Annotated in this window: 19 protein-coding genes; 12 read left to right on the top strand and 7 right to left on the bottom strand. The window is 70.2% G+C overall.

Annotation, left to right across the window (positions count from 1 at the left end):
• Positions 1 to 5 precede the first annotated feature (5 nt).
• The 7 genes from BIU89_RS06435 (at position 6) to BIU89_RS06415 (ending at position 6,614) form a co-directional block, all read left to right on the top strand.
• Positions 6 to 1,766, top strand: coding sequence for a PH domain-containing protein (locus tag BIU89_RS06435; RefSeq protein ID WP_083404212.1), 1,761 nt, complete (start codon positions 6 to 8; stop codon positions 1,764 to 1,766).
• A complete protein-coding gene (locus BIU89_RS06430) occupies positions 1,763 to 2,455 on the top strand; it encodes a Rossmann-like and DUF2520 domain-containing protein (RefSeq protein ID WP_035809347.1) in 693 nt (230 codons plus the stop codon). The genes BIU89_RS06435 and BIU89_RS06430 overlap by 4 nt, the downstream gene beginning before the upstream one ends.
• 514 nt (positions 2,456 to 2,969) lie before the next feature.
• Positions 2,970 to 4,496 carry a lysine--tRNA ligase gene (gene lysS / locus BIU89_RS06425; RefSeq protein WP_071245266.1) on the top strand — a complete coding sequence of 509 codons (1,527 nt, stop codon included), beginning with the start codon at positions 2,970 to 2,972 and terminating at the stop codon, positions 4,494 to 4,496.
• A gap of 29 nt (positions 4,497 to 4,525) precedes the next feature.
• A complete protein-coding gene (locus BIU89_RS06420; RefSeq protein WP_071245264.1) occupies positions 4,526 to 4,729 on the top strand; it encodes a hypothetical protein in 204 nt (67 codons plus the stop codon).
• 101 nt (positions 4,730 to 4,830) lie between these two features.
• Complete coding sequence (locus BIU89_RS18445; RefSeq protein ID WP_175474980.1) at positions 4,831 to 5,004, top strand: hypothetical protein; 174 nt, start codon at positions 4,831 to 4,833, stop codon at positions 5,002 to 5,004.
• Positions 5,005 to 5,067: 63 nt separating this feature from the next.
• Entirely contained in the window at positions 5,068 to 5,202 is a 135-nt protein-coding gene (locus BIU89_RS19020; protein ID WP_258320880.1) for a hypothetical protein, read from the top strand.
• A gap of 353 nt (positions 5,203 to 5,555) precedes the next feature.
• Positions 5,556 to 6,614, top strand: a complete 1,059-nt coding sequence (locus tag BIU89_RS06415) for a sigma-70 family RNA polymerase sigma factor (RefSeq protein WP_071245262.1) — start codon at positions 5,556 to 5,558, stop codon at positions 6,612 to 6,614.
• Positions 6,615 to 6,819: 205 nt separating this feature from the next.
• Here the strand turns inward: BIU89_RS06415 and BIU89_RS06410 are convergent, their stop codons facing one another.
• Entirely contained in the window at positions 6,820 to 7,752 is a 933-nt protein-coding gene (locus BIU89_RS06410) for an NAD(+)/NADH kinase (protein WP_027467066.1), read from the bottom strand.
• 70 nt (positions 7,753 to 7,822) lie between these two features.
• On the opposite strand from BIU89_RS06410, the gene BIU89_RS06405 reads away from it, so the two are divergent.
• The gene (locus BIU89_RS06405) at positions 7,823 to 8,299 is read left to right on the top strand and encodes a Clp protease N-terminal domain-containing protein (protein ID WP_027467067.1); all 477 of its coding nucleotides are present in this window, start codon (positions 7,823 to 7,825) and stop codon (positions 8,297 to 8,299) included.
• Between the two features lie 224 nt (positions 8,300 to 8,523).
• Positions 8,524 to 11,043, top strand: a complete 2,520-nt coding sequence (locus tag BIU89_RS06400) for an ATP-dependent Clp protease ATP-binding subunit (RefSeq protein WP_027467068.1) — start codon at positions 8,524 to 8,526, stop codon at positions 11,041 to 11,043.
• Between the two features lie 296 nt (positions 11,044 to 11,339).
• Here the strand turns inward: BIU89_RS06400 and BIU89_RS06395 are convergent, their stop codons facing one another.
• From BIU89_RS06395 to BIU89_RS06375, 5 genes are all read right to left on the bottom strand, one after another.
• A complete protein-coding gene (locus BIU89_RS06395; protein ID WP_071245261.1) occupies positions 11,340 to 12,362 on the bottom strand; it encodes a hypothetical protein in 1,023 nt (340 codons plus the stop codon).
• Complete coding sequence (locus tag BIU89_RS06390; RefSeq protein WP_071245259.1) at positions 12,359 to 13,309, bottom strand: hypothetical protein; 951 nt, start codon at positions 13,307 to 13,309, stop codon at positions 12,359 to 12,361. The genes BIU89_RS06395 and BIU89_RS06390 overlap by 4 nt, the downstream gene beginning before the upstream one ends.
• 4 nt (positions 13,310 to 13,313) lie before the next feature.
• Positions 13,314 to 13,769: a hypothetical protein gene (locus BIU89_RS06385; RefSeq protein WP_071245257.1), complete on the bottom strand. Its 456-nt coding sequence runs from the start codon at positions 13,767 to 13,769 to the stop codon at positions 13,314 to 13,316.
• Positions 13,766 to 14,209, bottom strand: coding sequence for a hypothetical protein (locus BIU89_RS06380; protein ID WP_035809351.1), 444 nt, complete (start codon positions 14,207 to 14,209; stop codon positions 13,766 to 13,768). Before BIU89_RS06380 ends, BIU89_RS06385 begins: the two co-directional genes overlap by 4 nt.
• Positions 14,210 to 14,401: 192 nt before the next feature.
• Positions 14,402 to 14,854: an SRPBCC family protein gene (locus BIU89_RS06375; protein ID WP_071245255.1), complete on the bottom strand. Its 453-nt coding sequence runs from the start codon at positions 14,852 to 14,854 to the stop codon at positions 14,402 to 14,404.
• Between the two features lie 77 nt (positions 14,855 to 14,931).
• On the opposite strand from BIU89_RS06375, the gene BIU89_RS06370 reads away from it, so the two are divergent.
• A complete protein-coding gene (locus tag BIU89_RS06370; protein ID WP_071245253.1) occupies positions 14,932 to 15,474 on the top strand; it encodes an amino-acid N-acetyltransferase in 543 nt (180 codons plus the stop codon).
• Positions 15,475 to 15,538: 64 nt separating this feature from the next.
• Positions 15,539 to 16,237 (top strand): hypothetical protein, encoded by a 699-nt coding sequence (locus BIU89_RS06365; protein WP_071245251.1) that lies wholly within the window; start codon positions 15,539 to 15,541, stop codon positions 16,235 to 16,237.
• Between the two features lie 206 nt (positions 16,238 to 16,443).
• Here BIU89_RS06365 and cspE read toward each other — a convergent pair whose 3' ends face one another.
• The gene (gene cspE, locus BIU89_RS06360; RefSeq protein WP_017887662.1) at positions 16,444 to 16,653 is read right to left on the bottom strand and encodes a transcription antiterminator/RNA stability regulator CspE; all 210 of its coding nucleotides are present in this window, start codon (positions 16,651 to 16,653) and stop codon (positions 16,444 to 16,446) included.
• A gap of 280 nt (positions 16,654 to 16,933) precedes the next feature.
• On the opposite strand from cspE, the gene BIU89_RS06355 reads away from it, so the two are divergent.
• Positions 16,934 to 17,317, top strand: coding sequence for an SseB family protein (locus BIU89_RS06355; RefSeq protein ID WP_017887661.1), 384 nt, complete (start codon positions 16,934 to 16,936; stop codon positions 17,315 to 17,317).
• Positions 17,318 to 17,319 lie beyond the last annotated feature (2 nt).

Here is a 17,319-nt window from a genome sequence, read left to right as displayed (position 1 = left end):
CGTCCGTGACCTTCCGACCGGGCACCCCGCCACCCGCTCCGCCCACCCCGCCCACCCGGGGCAACGCGGCCGCCGCGGCACCCCTGACCGACGGCGAGTGGCACCGCCTGCACCCGCTCACCCCGCTGCTCAAGGGCGGGATCTTCCTCATCGTCATCCTCGGCTACGTGCTGAACAGCCTGCGCGACCAGCTCGTCGAGTTCTTCATCCCGGGCGAGCAGCAGGAGGACGGTGACCCGGTCCGGTACGTGTACGAGCACGGCGTCGTCGGCTGGGTCCTGCTCGGCATCGTGGTGCTGCTCGTGGTGCTGATCGGGTTGTTCTACCTGTCCTGGCGCATGCACGAGTTCCGCGTCACCGGCGAGATCGTCGAGGTGCGCTCGGGCGTGCTGTTCCGGAACCACCGCAAGGCCCGGCTCGACCGGATCCAGGGCATCAACATCCAGCGGCCGCTCGTGCCCCGGGTGTTCGGCACCGCCAAGCTCGAGATCGCGCAGGCCGGCAACGACGCCAACGTGCAGCTCGCCTACCTCGGGGCCCGCGCCGCCGACGACCTGCGGCAGCGGATCCTGGTGCTCGCGTCCGGCGCGAAGGACGACGACGGGCACGGCGGTCCGTCGCGGCAGTCGCACGGAGCACTGCAGGACCGCGTCGACGAGATGTTCTCGCCCGAGCTCGACCCGGCAGCCGTGCACGCGACCCGCATCGTCAAGGTGCGCCCGGGTCGGCTCATCGCGTCGATGCTGCTGTCCGGCACGACGCTGTTCCTGCTGCTCGTCATCGCCGGCATGATCGTCAGCGTCGCCCTCACCGGCGAGTTCGCGGTGCTGTTCGGGCTGTTCCCCGCCGTGCTCGGTGCCGGTGGCTACTACGTCCGCAAGTTCTCCCGTTCGTTGCAGTACACGATCGCCGAGACCCGCGACGGCATCCGGATCGGCTTCGGGCTGGTCTCGACGTCGAACGAGACGCTGCCGCCCGGCCGCATCCACGCCGTCAGCGTCGCACAGCCGCTGCTGTGGCGTCCGTTCGGCTGGTGGGACATCCGCATCAACCGTGCGACGAGCGCCGGCAACGGAGCGTCGAGCAACCAGCAGGTGTCCTCGATCGTGCTGCCCGTGGGCACCACGGCGGACGTCCGCGAGGTCCTCGACATCATCCTGCCCGGGCTCGTCGGCACCGTCGTCGCCGGCCCCGAGGCGTCGCAGGAAGCCCTGCGCGAAGGGGCTGCCGAAGCCGTGGACGTCGTTGACGACAGCCTCACCACCTCGGGCGACCGTGGCGGCTTCGTGCACTCCCCACGACGCGGCGCCTGGCTCCGTCCGTTCGCGTTCCGGCGCAACGGCTACCGGTTCGTGCAGGGCGCGGTGCTGCTGCGGCTCGGTGCCGTGTGGCGGTCGCTCGTCATCGTGCCGCTGCCCCGGGTGCAGAGCGTCAAGGTCGAGCAGGGTCCCCTCGAGCGCGCCCTGCGGCTCGCAGCCGTCCACGTCCACACCGTGGCCGGTCCGGTCTCGGCCCGCGTCGGTGCGCTCGACGCGCGTGACGCGCAGCGCCTGTGGTCGGAGACGACGCAGCGTGCCGTCGAGGCGGCCGCGGTCGACACGACGCACCGCTGGCGCGAACGGGAGGCCCGTCCCGCGGCCGCCAGGCACGCTGCGGCCGACACCGTGCCCGGGTCCGGAGCCCCTGCCGGACCGACGGCGGACCACCGGCCCGGTGCCCTCCCCGCCGGCTGGGGCGACGTGCCCCCGACCGGAGCCGCACGATGAGGGCCGGGCGTCTCGGGGTCGGCATCGTCGGCGCCGGACGGGTCGGACCCGTCCTCGGAGCGGCCCTGGCGAACGCGGAGCACGCCGTCGTCGGGGTGACCGCCGTGTCCGACGAGAGCCGTGACCGCGCCGAGGCCATGCTGCCGGGCGCCCCGGTGCTCGCGACGCCGGACCTGGTCGAGCGGAGCGAACTCGTGCTGCTCGCGGTGCCGGACGACCAGCTCGCCTCGCTCGTGCAGGGGCTGGCGGACGCCGGGATCTGGCAGCCGGGGCAGCTCGTCGTGCACACCAGCCCGGACCACGGCGTCGGGATCCTCGCCCCGGCGATGGCAGCCGGTGCGATCCCGCTGGCGATCCACCCCGCGATGGCCTTCACGGGCACGAGCGTCGACCTGTCCCGGCTGCGCGACGCGTACTGCGCGGTGACCGCCCCGGCGCCCGTCCTGCCGATCGCGCAGGCGCTCGTGGTCGAGATGGGGGCCGAACCGTTCGTCGTGGCCGAGGGCGACCGGCCCGCGTACGCCGATGCGGTGCGGGCCGCCGTGAGCTTCTCGACCGCGATCGTCGACCAGTCGGCGGGCACCCTGTCCGGCATCGGCGTCGAACACCCGGGTCGTGTCCTCGGCGCGCTCGTCCGCTCCGCCGTCGACAACGCGCTGACCGCCGCCGACGGGCAGTCGACGCTCTAGCGGTTCGGGGCCGGGACCGCGGCGCGGGGAGGACGTCGGGGCCGGGTGGAAGTCGGGGCCGGGCGCTCGAGTGGTCACGACTCCCCGCTCGGTTCGCCCGAGTGGTCGCGACCTGTCGGCTGCGCGTGCTCGAGCTGACAGATCGTGACCGGTGGGGGTGGTGCGGGCGGGGTGTTGTGACCGCGGTCTCGGCTCCTGGTTCGGCGAGCTCGGCGACTCCGGGTGGTCACGACTCCCCGCTCAGTTCCGCCGAGTGGTCACGACCTGTCGGCTGCGCGTGCTCGAGCTGACAGATCGTGACCGGTGGGCGTGGTGCGGGCGGGGAGTCGTGACCGCGGTCTCGGCTCCGGCAGCCTGGCAGTCCCGCCGCCCGGCAGCCCGTGGTGGTCGGGACCCACCGCTCAGTTCTGCCGAGGCGGCGGGAACTGTCGGCCGGGCGGGCACGGTTCGGGGGCGGGACCGCGGCGCGGGTAGCATTTCCCCCGACCCCCACGACCATCGGAGCCGCACCCGCATGACCGACGAGACCGTCACCCCCGACACCGCGATCGCCGACGCCGCCGCACTGGCCGAGCAGGAGACCAGCGAGCAGCGACAGGTCCGGCTCGACAAGCGGGCGAAGCTGCTGGAGTCGGGCATCGAGGCGTACCCCGCCGAGCTCCCCATCACCTCGACGATCCCGGCCGTGCGCGAGCAGTACGCGCACCTGGAGACCGGCGAGGAGACCCAGGACGTCGTGGGCATCGCGGGTCGTGTGGTGTTCTCGCGCAACACCGGCAAGCTCTGCTTCGCGTCCCTGCAGTCGGGCGACGGCTCGCGCATCCAGGCGATGGTCTCCCTTGCCGAGGTGGGCGACGAGTCCCTCGCCCGCTGGAAGGAGTTCGTCGACCTGGGTGACCACGTGTTCGTGCACGGACGGGTGATCTCCTCGCGCCGCGGCGAGCTGTCGATCATGGTCGACGACTGGGCGATCGCGGCGAAGGCGATCCTGCCGCTGCCGAACCTGCACAACGAGCTCAACGAGGAGACGCGGGTCCGCCAGCGCTACCTCGACCTCATCGTCCGCGACGAGGCCCGCGCCACCGTGCGTGCCCGCGCAGCCGTGATGGCCTCGCTCCGCCAGACCTTCACCGCGCACGAGTACCTCGAGGTCGAGACCCCGATGCTGCAGACCCAGCACGGCGGCGCCTCGGCCCGACCGTTCGTCACGCACTCGAACGCCTTCGACACCGAGCTGTTCCTGCGCATCGCACCCGAGCTGTTCCTGAAGCGTGCCGTCGTCGGTGGCATCGACCGGGTGTTCGAGATCAACCGGAACTTCCGGAACGAGGGCGCCGACTCGTCGCACTCGCCCGAGTTCGCGATGGTCGAGGCGTACCAGGCGTACGGCAACTACGAGCAGATGGCCGACCTGACGCAGGAGCTCGTGCAGAACGCGACCCGCGCGGTCACCGGTGGAGCGCTCGAGGTCACCCTGCCCGACGGCAACACCTACGACCTGGGTGGCGAGTGGCCCCGCATCGACATGTACGGCTCGCTGTCCGAGGCCGCGGGGCGCGAGATCACCCCGGAGACCCCGCTGTCCGAGCTGCAGGCGCTCGCCGAGGCCGAGGGCGTCGAGGTCGCCCACGCCACGCACGGCAAGTACGTCGAGGAACTCTGGGAGCACTTCGTCATCGACTCGCTCGACCGCCCGACCTTCGTGATGAACTTCCCGGTCGACACCTCGCCGCTCACCCGGCAGCACCGAACCCGTCCGGGCGTCGTCGAGAAGTGGGACCTGTACGTCCGCGGCTTCGAGCTCGGCACGGCGTACTCCGAGCTCGTCGACCCGGTCGTGCAGCGGGAGCGGTTCGTCGAGCAGGCGAAGCTCGCGGCCGGCGGTGACCTCGAGGCGATGCGCGTCGACGAGGACTTCCTGCGGGCCCTGGAGCACGCGATGCCCCCGTCGGGCGGCATGGGCATGGGGATCGACCGCCTGCTCATGGCCATCACGGGCCTGGGCATCCGCGAGACGATCCTGTTCCCGCTGGTCAAATAGCTCCCGGTCCACCGGGGTACGATGCTCGGGTGCCTGAAGGAGTCGTAAGCGGGATCGTCTTCGCCCTGACGCCGACCATCGTCGTCGGCCTGATCTTCTGGTTCGTGATGCGCGCGATCATGCGTGCCGACCGGACCGAGCGTGCCGCGTACGCCAAGGTCGAGGCCGAAGAGCGCGCCCGCTTCGAACGTGAGCACGGTCGCCCCGCGCCGGCTCCGACGTCAGCCGAGTAGCCGCAGCAGCAGCAGCACCCTGCACCCAGCGCGCTGTCCGGCGCGCACGTCGGCGCGCTGACTTCACCCGGCGTTCACCGCACGGTGTGACGCTGTCGCGCATGCCGACCTTCCCGGAACCCGTCGAGGAGCTCGACGACCTCGACGTGGAGGACGCCTTCGGGCACCCGGTGTCCGGTACGTCCGGCCTGCCCGACGGTGCCGATCGAACCGACCGCGGAGCCGACGGCGCACCCCTCGACGACGAGGGCGACGTCGACGACCTCGACGTCTGAGCGCCGACGGACCGTCACGCACCGTTCACCTCGCCGACGCGTGCCGGGGTGAGCATCGTCCGCATGGCAACCACCGCACATCCCTTCACGGGCCGCAGCCTCGTCGGTGACATCGAGAGCGAGTACGACGAGTTCGACCGAGACGCAGACCTTGAGGTCTCCAAGCGCCGGGACGGGTGGCTCGAACCGTCCTGGTGACCCCCACCCATTCGGTATTCGGGGTACGACGACCAGATCGCACTGATCCGGTCGGACGTACCCCTTTTGCATGTCCGGAGTACGCAGTCGCCTGGGGTACACGATCGGAAACGCTGGTGAAACACGCCTGCAACGCCGGAAACACGGCGTTATCCGCTTGATCCAGGGCCGATTGGGGGACCAGACTGGCGGTGGGCTGTACCCCGCGGGGGACGCTTTCGATGACGAAGCACGGAGAACCCTGAGAATCGCTCCGAACGATTTGTGGGGTACACCTCCGGGCCGCTTTACTCATCAGCACCCCCCGGCAACGCCCCACGAAGCCATCACCGTCGAACGCAGGGAGAAACACCATGACGATCGCAACGGCTGCACCCAGCACCACCCGCCGCACCGCCACCAAGAAGGCATCGGCATCGAAGACCGCGGCCGCCGAGTCCGCCACCACCTCCCTCGACACCGAGGTCGAGGCCGACGAGCAGCTCGCCGGTGTCCGCGGTGCCTCGGTCGACCAGGTCGGCGACTACCTCCGTCACATCGGCCGTCTCTCGCTCCTCACCGCCGAGGAAGAAGCGCAGATCGCACGCCGCATCGAGGTCGGGCTCTTCGCCGAAGAGAAGCTCGCCACCGAGAAGGGTCTCGCGAAGACCCTCCAGCGTGAACTCCGCTGGCTCGTCCGTGACGGTGAGCGCGCCAAGGAGCGCATGATCACCTCGAACCTCCGCCTCGTCGTGAGCATCGCCAAGCGGTACTCGCAGCGTGGCCTGCCCTTCATGGACGTCATCCAGGAAGGCAACCTCGGCCTGGTCCGTGCGGTCGAGAAGTTCGACTTCACGCAGGGCTACAAGTTCTCGACCTACGCCACCTGGTGGATCCGCCAGGCCATCTCGCGTGGTCTCGCCGACAAGGCACGCACGATCCGCATCCCGGTGCACACCGTCGAGCTCATCAACAAGATCTCGCGCACCGAACGTGACCTGACCGTCGACCTCGGCCGCGCGCCGATGCCGGAGGAAGTGGCCGCCGAGCTGAGCATGAGCGTCGAGGAACTCGTCGACCTCAAGGGCCGCTCGCACGAGCCGGTCTCGATCCACACCGTGGTCGGCGACTCCGACGACAGTGAACTCGGTGACTTCATCGAGGACGAGGACGCCGCGAGCCCGAACGAGCTCACCGAGACGACGCTGCTGCACCGCGACATCCGCTCCATCGTCGCCGAGCTGCCCAGCGACGAGGCGAACGTCATCCGCATGCGCTACGGCCTGGACGACGACAAGCCGATGACCCTCGACGAGATCTCGAAGATCGTCCACACGACCCGCCAGGCCGTCAGCCGGGTGGAGTCGCGCGCCAAGCTGCGTCTGTTCGCCAAGGCGGTCTCGCAGGACATGCAGCTGTACCTGACCGACTAGGTCAGTGGACTTCGGCCGGCGCGTTCACCCGTGCCGGCGCGGGGAAACCGGGTCGTTCTGTGGGAAGACGATCCGGTGGGGTGATGGGACGGCCCGCTCGAGCACTGCTCGAGCGGGCCATTCACGTTCCCGGGGCAGGACCAGGACCAGGACCAGGCCCAGGCCCAGGCCCAGGGCCGGGGCCAGGGCCAGCGCCGACGCGGCGTCAGTCGTCGATCTCGCGCCGGAGCTTCTGCCGTAGGTCGCTCGGGATGAGCTCGACCAGCTGGTCGGGCCGCACCGGCAGGTCGAGCAGGCTGAGCTTCACACGTCCGGTCCGCCCGTGCCGTTCGGCGTCCAGGCGCACCACGCTGCCGGCGTCCTTGCGGAGCCGCATGTCGATCTGCGCCCCGGTGGCCACCTCGCCGACCACGAGCCCGTCGACCTCGAGCGCTGCGCTCCTGGTGCCCTCGGCGATGTCGAACCGGTAGCGCTCCCGCGCGGCGAGCACCACCGAGCGGTCGATCCCGGCCATCGGCGCGACCGGCGTCACCACGGAGCCGGACAGCGCGGGGGAGAGCACCGGCCCACCGGCGGCGTAGTTGTACGCGGTGGAGCCGGCCGGGGTCGCGGCCACGATGGCGTCGGCCCGGTAGTACCCGTACCCGAGGCCCCCGACGCTGAGGTCGGCCGAGACCTGTCCGGCACCGGGCCGCCGCACGATGGTCAGGTCGTTGAAGGCCAGGTAGTCGGTGCGGGCGCCGCCCCAGGACAACCGGGCCTCGAGCGCGTGGTGCGGCTCGAGCTGGTACTCGCCGGCGGACAGCCGCTCCAGTGCGCTCTCGAGCTCGGGCGGCTCGATCTCGACCAGGAACCCGACGTTGCCGTAGTTCACGCCGAGGACGGGCACCGGGCGCTTCGCCACGAGCCGCATCGCGCCGAGCATGGTGCCGTCGCCACCGAGGGCCACGACCAGGTCGACGCGGTCGGTGAAGTCGTCGTCGTCGACCACGTCGACCCCGCCGCCGATGCGCTGGGCGTCCGCGCGCCGGGCGAGCAGCTCGCCCTGGCCGGACGCGTTCCAGCGCTGCAGGGTCGTCACGGACTCCTGCACGTTCTTGGTCGGGTGGACGACGAGGCCGACGACGGGCTGCTCCATGAGCGGATCGTACCGAGCGGACCTCCGATACGGGCTGGTCGTTCGCAGAGGTATGCGATATTCTGAATACATGCAGACCGCTCAACTCTCCGTCGCCCTCCCTTCCGTCCGGCACGGCCGCGAGATCGTGCTGCTCGCCGACCTCGAATCCCACGAGTCCGGCTTCGGCTTCGTCGACGCCGAACACCTGCTGCTGGCAGCCGTCACGCTCTGCGCCGGCATGCCCCGCTTCCGGCCCGTCCTCGACGCCCACCGGATCACCCCCGACGCCGTCCGCTCCGGCATCCGCGCCTTCGTCGGCGCACACAGCACCTGCCCCGGCGAACACGACCGCGTCGCGTGCACGCCGGCTGCGATGCGCGTGCTCGCCCGTGCCGCGACGATCGCCGGCCGTTCGGAGCGCATCCGACCGCCGCACGTCGTCCTCGCCGTGCTCGACTCGGTCGACGATCCGCTCGCCGGATCCGGGCACGACGTCCTCGACGCCCTGGGCGTCGACGCGCGCCGCTTCCGACGCGACCTGCGTCGCGCGGTGCGGCGCTCCTGACCCGGCGCAACCGACAAGCGGACTGGAGGCCCGTGGCGATCCCGCCACGGCCCTCCAGTCCGTCTCGTCGTTCGCTCACTGCGCACAAGACGCACCCTGGTCACGCCCACGGCGAACAGGGGCAGCCCCCGGGGGGAGCGCTGGTTACTCTCGAAGTACTTGGCCGGACTCACACGAGACCGGCACAGCGTCGGCTCCGCTCATCAGGGGCCAAGGGAGAGCACATGTTCGAGAGATTCACCGACCGGGCCCGTCGTGTTGTCGTCCTCGCTCAAGAAGAAGCGAAGATGCTCAACCACAACTACATCGGCACCGAGCACATCCTCCTCGGCCTCATCCACGAGGGCGAGGGCGTCGCCGCCAAGGCGCTGGAGTCGCTGGGCATCTCGCTCGACGCCGTGCGCGAGCAGGTCCAGGACATCATCGGGCAGGGCCAGCAGCAGCCGACCGGGCACATCCCGTTCACGCCGCGCGCCAAGAAGGTGCTCGAGCTGTCCCTGCGCGAGGCGCTGCAGCTCGGCCACAACTACATCGGCACGGAGCACATCCTGCTCGGCCTGATCCGCGAGGGCGAGGGTGTCGCAGCCCAGGTCCTCGTGAAGCTCGGCGCCGACCTGAACCGGGTGCGCCAGCAGGTCATCCAGCTCCTGTCCGGTTACCAGGGCAAGGAAGCGGTCGCCGTCGGCGGCGAGCAGCAGCAGAACGCGCAGCAGGGTTCGCAGGTCCTCGACCAGTTCGGTCGGAACCTCACCCAGGCCGCGCGCGACGGCAAGCTCGACCCCGTCATCGGGCGCGAGAAGGAGATGGAGCGGGTCATGCAGATCCTCTCCCGCCGCTCCAAGAACAACCCCGTCCTGATCGGTGAGCCCGGCGTCGGCAAGACCGCCGTCGTCGAGGGCCTCGCCCAGGCGATCGTCAAGGGCGACGTACCCGAGACGCTGAAGGACAAGCAGCTCTACTCGCTCGACCTCGGATCGCTCATCGCCGGGTCCCGCTACCGCGGTGACTTCGAGGAGCGCCTGAAGAAGGTCACGAAGGAGATCCGCACCCGCGGCGACATCATCGTCTTCATCGACGAGATCCACACGCTCGTCGGTGCCGGTGCAGCCGAGGGCGCGATCGACGCGGCCTCGATCCTCAAGCCGCTCCTCGCCCGCGGTGAGCTCCAGACCATCGGTGCCACCACGCTCGACGAGTACCGCAAGCACTTCGAGAAGGACGCCGCACTCGAGCGTCGCTTCCAGCCGGTGCAGGTCAACGAGCCGTCGCTGCCCCACGCGATCAACATCCTCAAGGGTCTGCGCGACAAGTACGAGGCGTTCCACAAGGTGTCCATCACCGACGGCGCGATCGTCGCCGCGGCGAACCTGGCGGACCGCTACGTGCAGGACCGCTTCCTGCCGGACAAGGCCATCGACCTGATCGACGAGGCCGGCGCTCGCCTGCGTCTGTCGATCCTGTCGGCGCCGCCGGAGCTCCGCGAGTTCGACGAGAAGATCTCGACGGTCCGCGGGTCAAAGGAAGCCGCCATCGAGGAGCAGGACTTCGAGAAGGCCGCGAGCCTGCGCGACGAGGAGAAGAAGCTCCTCGGCGAGCGTCTCCGCCTCGAGAAGCAGTGGCGTGCGGGTGACGTCGCCGCGTCCGGCACCGTCGACGAGGGCATCATCGCCGAGGTCCTGGCCCAGGCCACGGGCATCCCGGTGTTCAAGCTCACCGAAGAGGAGACCTCGCGTCTCGTCTTCATGGAGAAGGCACTGCACGAGCGCGTCATCGGTCAGGAAGAGGCCATCTCGGCCCTGTCCAAGACCATCCGGCGTACCCGTGCCGGCCTGAAGGACCCGAACCGTCCCTCCGGCTCGTTCATCTTCGCCGGCCCCACGGGCGTCGGGAAGACCGAGCTCGCCAAGGCCCTCGCCGAGTTCCTGTTCGACGACGAGGGTGCGCTGATCTCCCTCGACATGTCGGAGTTCGGTGAGAAGCACACCGTGTCCCGCCTGTTCGGTGCCCCTCCCGGGTTCGTCGGGTTCGAGGAGGGCGGCCAGCTCACCGAGAAGGTGCGCCGCAAGCCGTTCTCCGTGGTCCTGTTCGACGAGATCGAGAAGGCCCACCCGGACATCTTCAACTCGCTGCTGCAGGTGCTCGAGGAAGGCCGTCTCACCGACGGTCAGGGCCGCGTGGTCGACTTCAAGAACACCGTCATCATCATGACCACGAACCTCGGTTCGCAGGGCATCGCGGGTGGCCCGGTGGGCTTCCAGGTCGAGGGTGACTCGGCCGTCGGCTACGACCGCATGCGCGGCAAGGTCAACGAGGAGCTCAAGAAGCACTTCAAGCCCGAGTTCCTGAACCGCGTCGACGACACGATCGTGTTCCCGCAGCTGTCGCAGCCCGAGCTGCTGCAGATCGTGGACCTGTTCGTGAAGCGTCTGGCGGACCGCCTGCTCGACCGCGACATGACCGTCGAGCTCACGCTGCCGGCCAAGGAGCAGCTCATCAAGGTCGGGTTCGACCCGTCCCTGGGTGCTCGGCCGCTGCGTCGCGCGATGCAGCACGAGGTCGAGGACCAGCTGTCCGAGCACATCCTGCAGGGTGAGCTCAACGCCGGTGACCACGTGAAGGTCGACTTCGTCGACGGTGCGTTCCACTTCGAGACCGGGCGTCAGCCGGGCCGCGAAGAGGTCCTCGCCGGTGCAGCCGCGGTCGAGGCCGCGACCGACACGCCCCAGGGCGAGATCGAGTCCTAGGACCTGACACCCCACGGACAGGAGGCTCGGTGCCAGCAGGCACCGGGCCTCCTGTCCGTTCTCGGGTCGCGTTCAGATCCCGCATCGCCGATCTGCGCGTCCTTCCGGCCACGGACCCCCGTCCGGGGGTACTGTGATGACAACGCGCGAGACGTTCCCCCCAACTCCTCGCGCGTCGCGCTCGATCGGTTCCCCCCAACGGATCGAGACGCAGCCGGCCCCGGTCTGTTCGCAGACCGGGGCCGTTGCACGTCCGGGGGGGTGGTGCTGATCCGTGCGGACGGGTGTCCGCGGCGTCAGGCGGCGTCGGGCAGCTGTGCGGCGAACTCGCGGACGGCGCGCTCCCAGCGCTCCGGGTCCTCGTTCCACTCGAGCGTGTGCGGCGCCGTGCGGAACGCGACCGTGGTGGCGCCCTGCCGCGCGGCGACGGCGGCGACGTCGTCGGCCGCGACCAGGGCGTCGGCCTCGGAGTGGATCAGCAGCGCCGGCGTCGACGAGTCCTGCCAGGTGGTCGTCGTCACGGGGGTCGGGGCCCCGGCGAGCCGTGACAGCACGTTCGTGGTCGCGATGCGGGCGGCGACCGTGCCGACGAACGCGGGCAGGTGCGCGCCGCGGACGGCCCCGCGGAGTGCCGAGGCGACGTCGAGCAGGGGTGAGACGGCCACGAGTCCGTCGACGTCGACGCGTGCGGCGGCGACGGAGCAGGCGAGCGCGCCGGCGGACCAGCCCTGCAGCACGACGCGCTGAGCACCACGGGCCCGGGCGGCGCGGACGGCGGTGACGATGCGGTCCGCTGCACCGGCGTCGAGGGAGCGGAGCGGCAGGTCGGTGGTCTCGACGACCTCGGACGAGGCGCCGAGCGCACGCCAGACCCCGACACCGCGCAGGACCTGGCGCGGGCCGAGGGACTGCCCGTGCACGTGGACCACGTGGGTCGTGGCGGCCTCGGGCTCGGTGCCGGGGACGTCGTCCGGTCCGTCGTACCGCAGGGCGTCCCAGCCCCACGCACCGGTCGCCACGGGGGCGGTGACGCTGCGGCGCACGGTGTCACCGTCGCTGCCGGCCCCGGTCTCCGTGCTCGCGGTGGTGATCGCGCCGACCTGCACCCGGGTGTCGTCGCGCTGCAGGTCGTAGGTGCCCGGCAGGCGGGTGTCGCGGGTGGCGGTCAGCTCTACCTCGGTGTCCGTGGCGCTGCGGACCGTGGCGGTCGCCGTGTACGGCGTCGGGAACAGCAGCCGTCGTGCGACGAAGGCGCCGAGTCCGAGCGTGCCGACCGCTCCTGCCGCGGTGCCGAGTGCCGTGATGCGTGCGCCGGTCATGTGATCTCCCTGAGTCGTGCCGTGGTGAGCGTCGCAGCGGCCGGAACGTCCTGCCCGGCCTCGCGCGCGCGGTCTTCGATCTCGACGGACAGTCGGTGCTGCCGACTCCGCCACTGGCGACGCTGCCACACGATCGTGAAGTAGAGCCCGGTGTTGCCCGATGCCGTCTCGAGTCGTCGGAGCTCCGGTTCGAGCACGCGGAACCGGCGTCGTGCGGCCCGCCAGTCGCGGAACTCCCGTGCGGCGTCGGGCAGGACGCCGCCGGCCGCGCCGATCGCGAGCAGGACCATCGAGCCGAGGAACACCGGGGTGTAGAGCTTCGACAGGACCCCGACCGCACCGTCGGCGCCGGCGACGTGCACGGCGTCGAGGGCGATCGCGATGCCGGCGAGCAGCACGAGGCCGGCGGCACCGACGACGAAGAGCCAGTACAGGCGCCCGAGCCCGTCACCGCTCCGGAACCCGCGCAGCACGGCGACGGCCGACCGGGCGATCACGATGGCGATGTAGGTCATCTCCACCGCCGAGTAGAGCGCGGTCGGCAGCTGGTCGCCGTAGGCCACCATGAACTGCGCCGTCGGTGTCGGAGCGTCGATGAAGCTGAACAGCACGACCAGGGCGACGAGCACGAGCACGCAGCCGATGATGCGGCTGGCGCGCAGGAGCTTGGCTGAGCGTGCGGCGGCCTCGACCGACTGCGCGAGGGCGAACATGCCGCACACCATCAGGCAGCGGCCGATCAGGTCGGCGATGTTGGGCACGTGCGTCACACCGGCGAGGAACGTCGTGACGTCGGGCTGGTTGATCGTGAGTCCGACGGCGACGCAGCTGCAGCAGACCATCAGCCAGGTGACGCTGGCCGACTGGGTGCGCACCAGGAGCAGCCGGGCGACCAGCACCGCCAGGATCAGCCAGACCGGGATCGACCCCCAGACGTGCAACGTCACAGCGTCACCGGAAGATCCCGGGCTGGCCCTCGGGGTCGAGCAGCCCGATCCGCAGCGCGAGCTGGTCGGCGACGAGTTCGACGGCCTGCTCGTGCGGGGTGTCCAGCGAGCGGGTGAACGCCGTCCGGCCGCTGAGCAGCCCCGTGTACGCCTGGTGGTCGCAGCCGGTGTCGTCCATGAACACGTGGGCGAGCTCGTGCAGCACGCACGCCACCCGGGAGCGCTCGGACAGCCCGGGGCGGGTCTCGAGCAGGGCGTGGTCGGTGCGCTGGATCAGCCGCGCGGACAGGTCGCCCGGCAGCGCCGTGGTGCGCACGTGGATCGGCTTGCCGAGCGCCGCTTCGGCGCGGGCGGTCAGCTCCGGCAGGGACAGGCGACGGGGGAGCCCGAGGCGCTGCACGCGGCGTCGGGCCTCGGTCTGCCGACGCAGCGCGTCGAAGCGGTCGCGGTACCCGCTCACGGGGTGCCGCCCGATTCGTCCAGGCGACGCAGGTGGTCGGTGAAGTCGCGGATCTCGTCCGCCGAGGCGAACTCGCCCAGACGCCGGGTGGCGAACGCGACGACCTCGCGCTTGCGCAGTTCGAGCACGAGCTCCAGCTGCGCCTGCACCCGCTCCGGCACGTCCGTGTTGCCGGCCGCGTCGGTCAGGTACTCCGCCGGGACGCCGAAGTAGGTCGCCAGGGCGGCCAGGAGTCGCTGGTCGCGGACAGCCGGACCGTTGCCGCCGAGCATGTAGCCCCAGCGCGGTCGGCTCATCGACGCTCCCTGCGCCTCGATCTCGGCGGCGATCTCCTTGTACGGGGGTCGCTGGCCCGAGTTGGCCTCGACGACGTCCATCAGGAGCTGCAGTTTGCGCGACAGTTCCCGACGGTGTGCGTCGTCGTCGTTGTACTCGATCACGTGTCCCCACTCTCACATCTGTCTCAGACATGATAAAACTGATCCAGCGCGTCGGCCGGTGTCACCACTCTGCCAGGCTCGCGCTCGCTCGTCAGGTCGGCATTTCGATGGGGGGATGCCGAACGGGGGACGAACGAACGGGAGGCGCGGTGCCAGCTGGCACCGCGCCTCCCGTCCGTCGTGTGGTGCGGACTACGCCTGCACGTCGCCGCGCCAGCCCGGCTGGGTCGGTGCGTTCTCGACGCGCTCCTTGTAATTCTGCAGGTCCTTCTTGACGGCGTGGCCGCCGACGCCCACGACTGAGCCGAGCTTCTCGAGGATGCCGGAGGGCTCCCAGTCGATCTGCACGGTGACGCGGGTCTCGGCGTCGGAGAGCTTGTGGAAGGTGACGACACCGGCGTGGTCGGTCTCGCCGTCCTTCACGGTCCAGGCGACACGCTCGTCGGGGTGCTGCTCCGTGATGAGGGCCCGGAACTCGCGCTCCTGGCCGGCGATCTTCACGGTCCAGTCGGTGGTCTTGTCGTCCACCTGGACGATCTTCTCGACCTCGTCGAGGAAGTGCGGGAACTCCTCGAAACGGGTCCACTGGTCGTAGGCCTGGCGGACGGGGACGTTGACGTCGACGGTTTCGATGATCTGAGGCATGCACCGGACGGTAGGCCGATCGACCTGGGCGGCACTCAGCAGCGCTGTCCCCCTGCGACCCCGGTAGTGTGAGGCGGATGACAGAGCACGGCAAGCACGCGTTCCACGAGCGCGACGACCACGGGATCCTCGTGCGTCCGGCGCTCGCCTCGGACGTTCCGCACATCCAGCGGCTCATCGCCCCCTACGTCGACCGGCGCATCCTGCTCGGCAAGGAGAACGTCGCCCTGTACGGCTCGATCCAGCAGTTCCGGATCGCCGAAGGGCCCGACGGCACGCCCATCGGGTGCGGCGCGCTCGCCGTCTTCTGGGACGACATCGCCGAGGTGCGCACGCTCGCCCTCGACGAGCAGTGGATCCACAAGCGCGTCGGGCACCGGATGCTCGAAGCGCTCGAGCACGACGCCCGTGAACTCGGCGTCGCCCGGATCTTCTGCCTGACCTTCGAGGTCGACTTCTTCGCGAAGCACGGGTACCTGGAGATCGGCGAGAGCGTCGTCTCACCGGACGTCTACGCCGAACTGGTCCGCTCGTCGGACGAAGGGGTCGCCGAGTTCCTCGACCTCGCACGGGTCAAGCCGAACACCCTCGGCAACACCCGCATGCTGAAGAACCTCTGACGCTTTCCCGTGCCGCCCGGCGGGGTGGCCGGGTGCGGCACGCGCCGTTGTCTACCCTGTGCGCATGTCGTCGTTGCGTCACCCCGTCGGGCCCGAGAAGCCGGTCGTCTACTGGCGCCGCCGGGCGCTCGTGCTCGGGGCGCTGCTGGTCGTCGTCCTGGTGGTGGTGCTCATCGTCGTCGGGCGGGGGAGCGGGGCCACGTCGGCGGCGCCGAGTGCGTCGGCCTCTGCTGGTGCAGGGTCTGCTGCCGGTGCATCGTCCGACGGGTCTGCGGCCGGTTCCGGGTCCTCGCGGTCCGCTGCGCCGAAGCCGTCGGCTTCCGCCTCGGCTTCGGCGTCGAAGCCTGCTGCCGCCGACGGCTCGACCTGCACGAAGGACCAGATCGTCCTGACCCCGGTGCTCGACAAGTCGACCTACGGCCCCACCGAGGACCCGAAGATCGCGATGTCGATCAAGAACTCCGGCACGAACTCCTGCCACCTGGACCTCGGATCGGCGCAGCAGGTGCTGACGATCAGCTCCGGCCAGGAGCAGTACTGGTCGTCGAAGGACTGCCAGACCGGCGGCACGAACCAGGACGTCACGATCAAGTCCGGTCAGACGCTCACGACCCCGGCGATCGCCTGGGACCGGACCCGCTCGTCCACGTCGACGTGTGACTCGTCACGGCCGGCGGTCACGGCTGGAGGCGCGAGCTACCACCTGCAGGTCGCCGTCGGGAACCTCGAGTCGAAGAGCTCGGTGCAGTTCATCCTGCAGTAGGCGGCGGCGGCGGCGGCGGCGGCGGGTTCGCGGTTCGCGGTTCGCGGTTCGCGGTTCCGATCCGTTCCGCACAACCGAAGTGCATTCGCGCCAGGCGCTCGCGTGGTTCGGCGCCGCTTTGGTTGTGCGAGATGCCGAGCAGCGCGCCGGGAACAGCAACAGGCCCCGTCGTCCGAAGACGACGGGGCCTGTTCAAGCTGATGTGATCAGCCGAGGACGGTGATGTTCTCCGCCTGCGGGCCCTTGCGGCCCTCGGTGATGTCGAACTCCACCTTCTGGTTCTCCTCGAGCGACTTGTAGCCGTTGCCAGCAATCGCAGAGAAGTGCGCGAAGACGTCAGCGCTGCCGTCGTCCGGGGCGATGAAGCCGAAGCCCTTTTCGTTGTTGAACCACTTGACGGTACCGGTAGATGCCATGATGGCGTTTCCTTAGCTTTCTTGCTTCCGCCAAGGTGCAGATGCACCGACGGAGACCCCGACGTACGTCGACGGGGGTAATGCGCCACGCGGGCAGGTGCCGGCGGGACGGGTTCGGGGTCAGGCCTGTCGGCCAGTGACCCTGGGGCCCGGGTTGAGGGGCAAACCACCTCGCCCGGACGTTGAGCGCCGCCGAAGCGGTCCCATCAGGCTAGCGTGCTCTGGGCCGACTGGCTACCCGTGCGTCACGGAACGACGAAAATCTGGTGGAATTGAGCTGATGGCAGACAAGGAACAGCGCTTCCGGAGCGAACAGCTCGAGGAAGCCCTCGCGAAGCAGGACGTCGCTGCGGTGGCGTTCGCGCTCCGCCACGACATCGTGATCGTCCCCCGACTCGTCACCGGCAAGAAGGACATGCAGGTGCGGGTGTTCGGCCGTGAGGGGTCGGACAAGCGCATCCTGCTGCTGTTCTCGTCGGCGGACGCCTACACGGCGATGGTGCCGGACGAGAAGATCCGGCAGGTCATGGTCTACGACGGGCCGCGGCTCGAGGAGTTCCTGGCCGCCCACCTCGACATGCTCGAGGGCGTGTTCTTCGACATCGCCGGCCCGCACACCATGCAGGCCGCGCCGGCGGACCTGCTGGCCGCTTTGCGCGCGTAGCG

This window comes from Curtobacterium sp. MCBA15_005 (assembly GCF_001864855.1).
GTDB classification, from domain to species: domain Bacteria; phylum Actinomycetota; class Actinomycetes; order Actinomycetales; family Microbacteriaceae; genus Curtobacterium; species Curtobacterium flaccumfaciens.
This window is presented reverse-complemented; position numbering and strand designations above follow the sequence as displayed.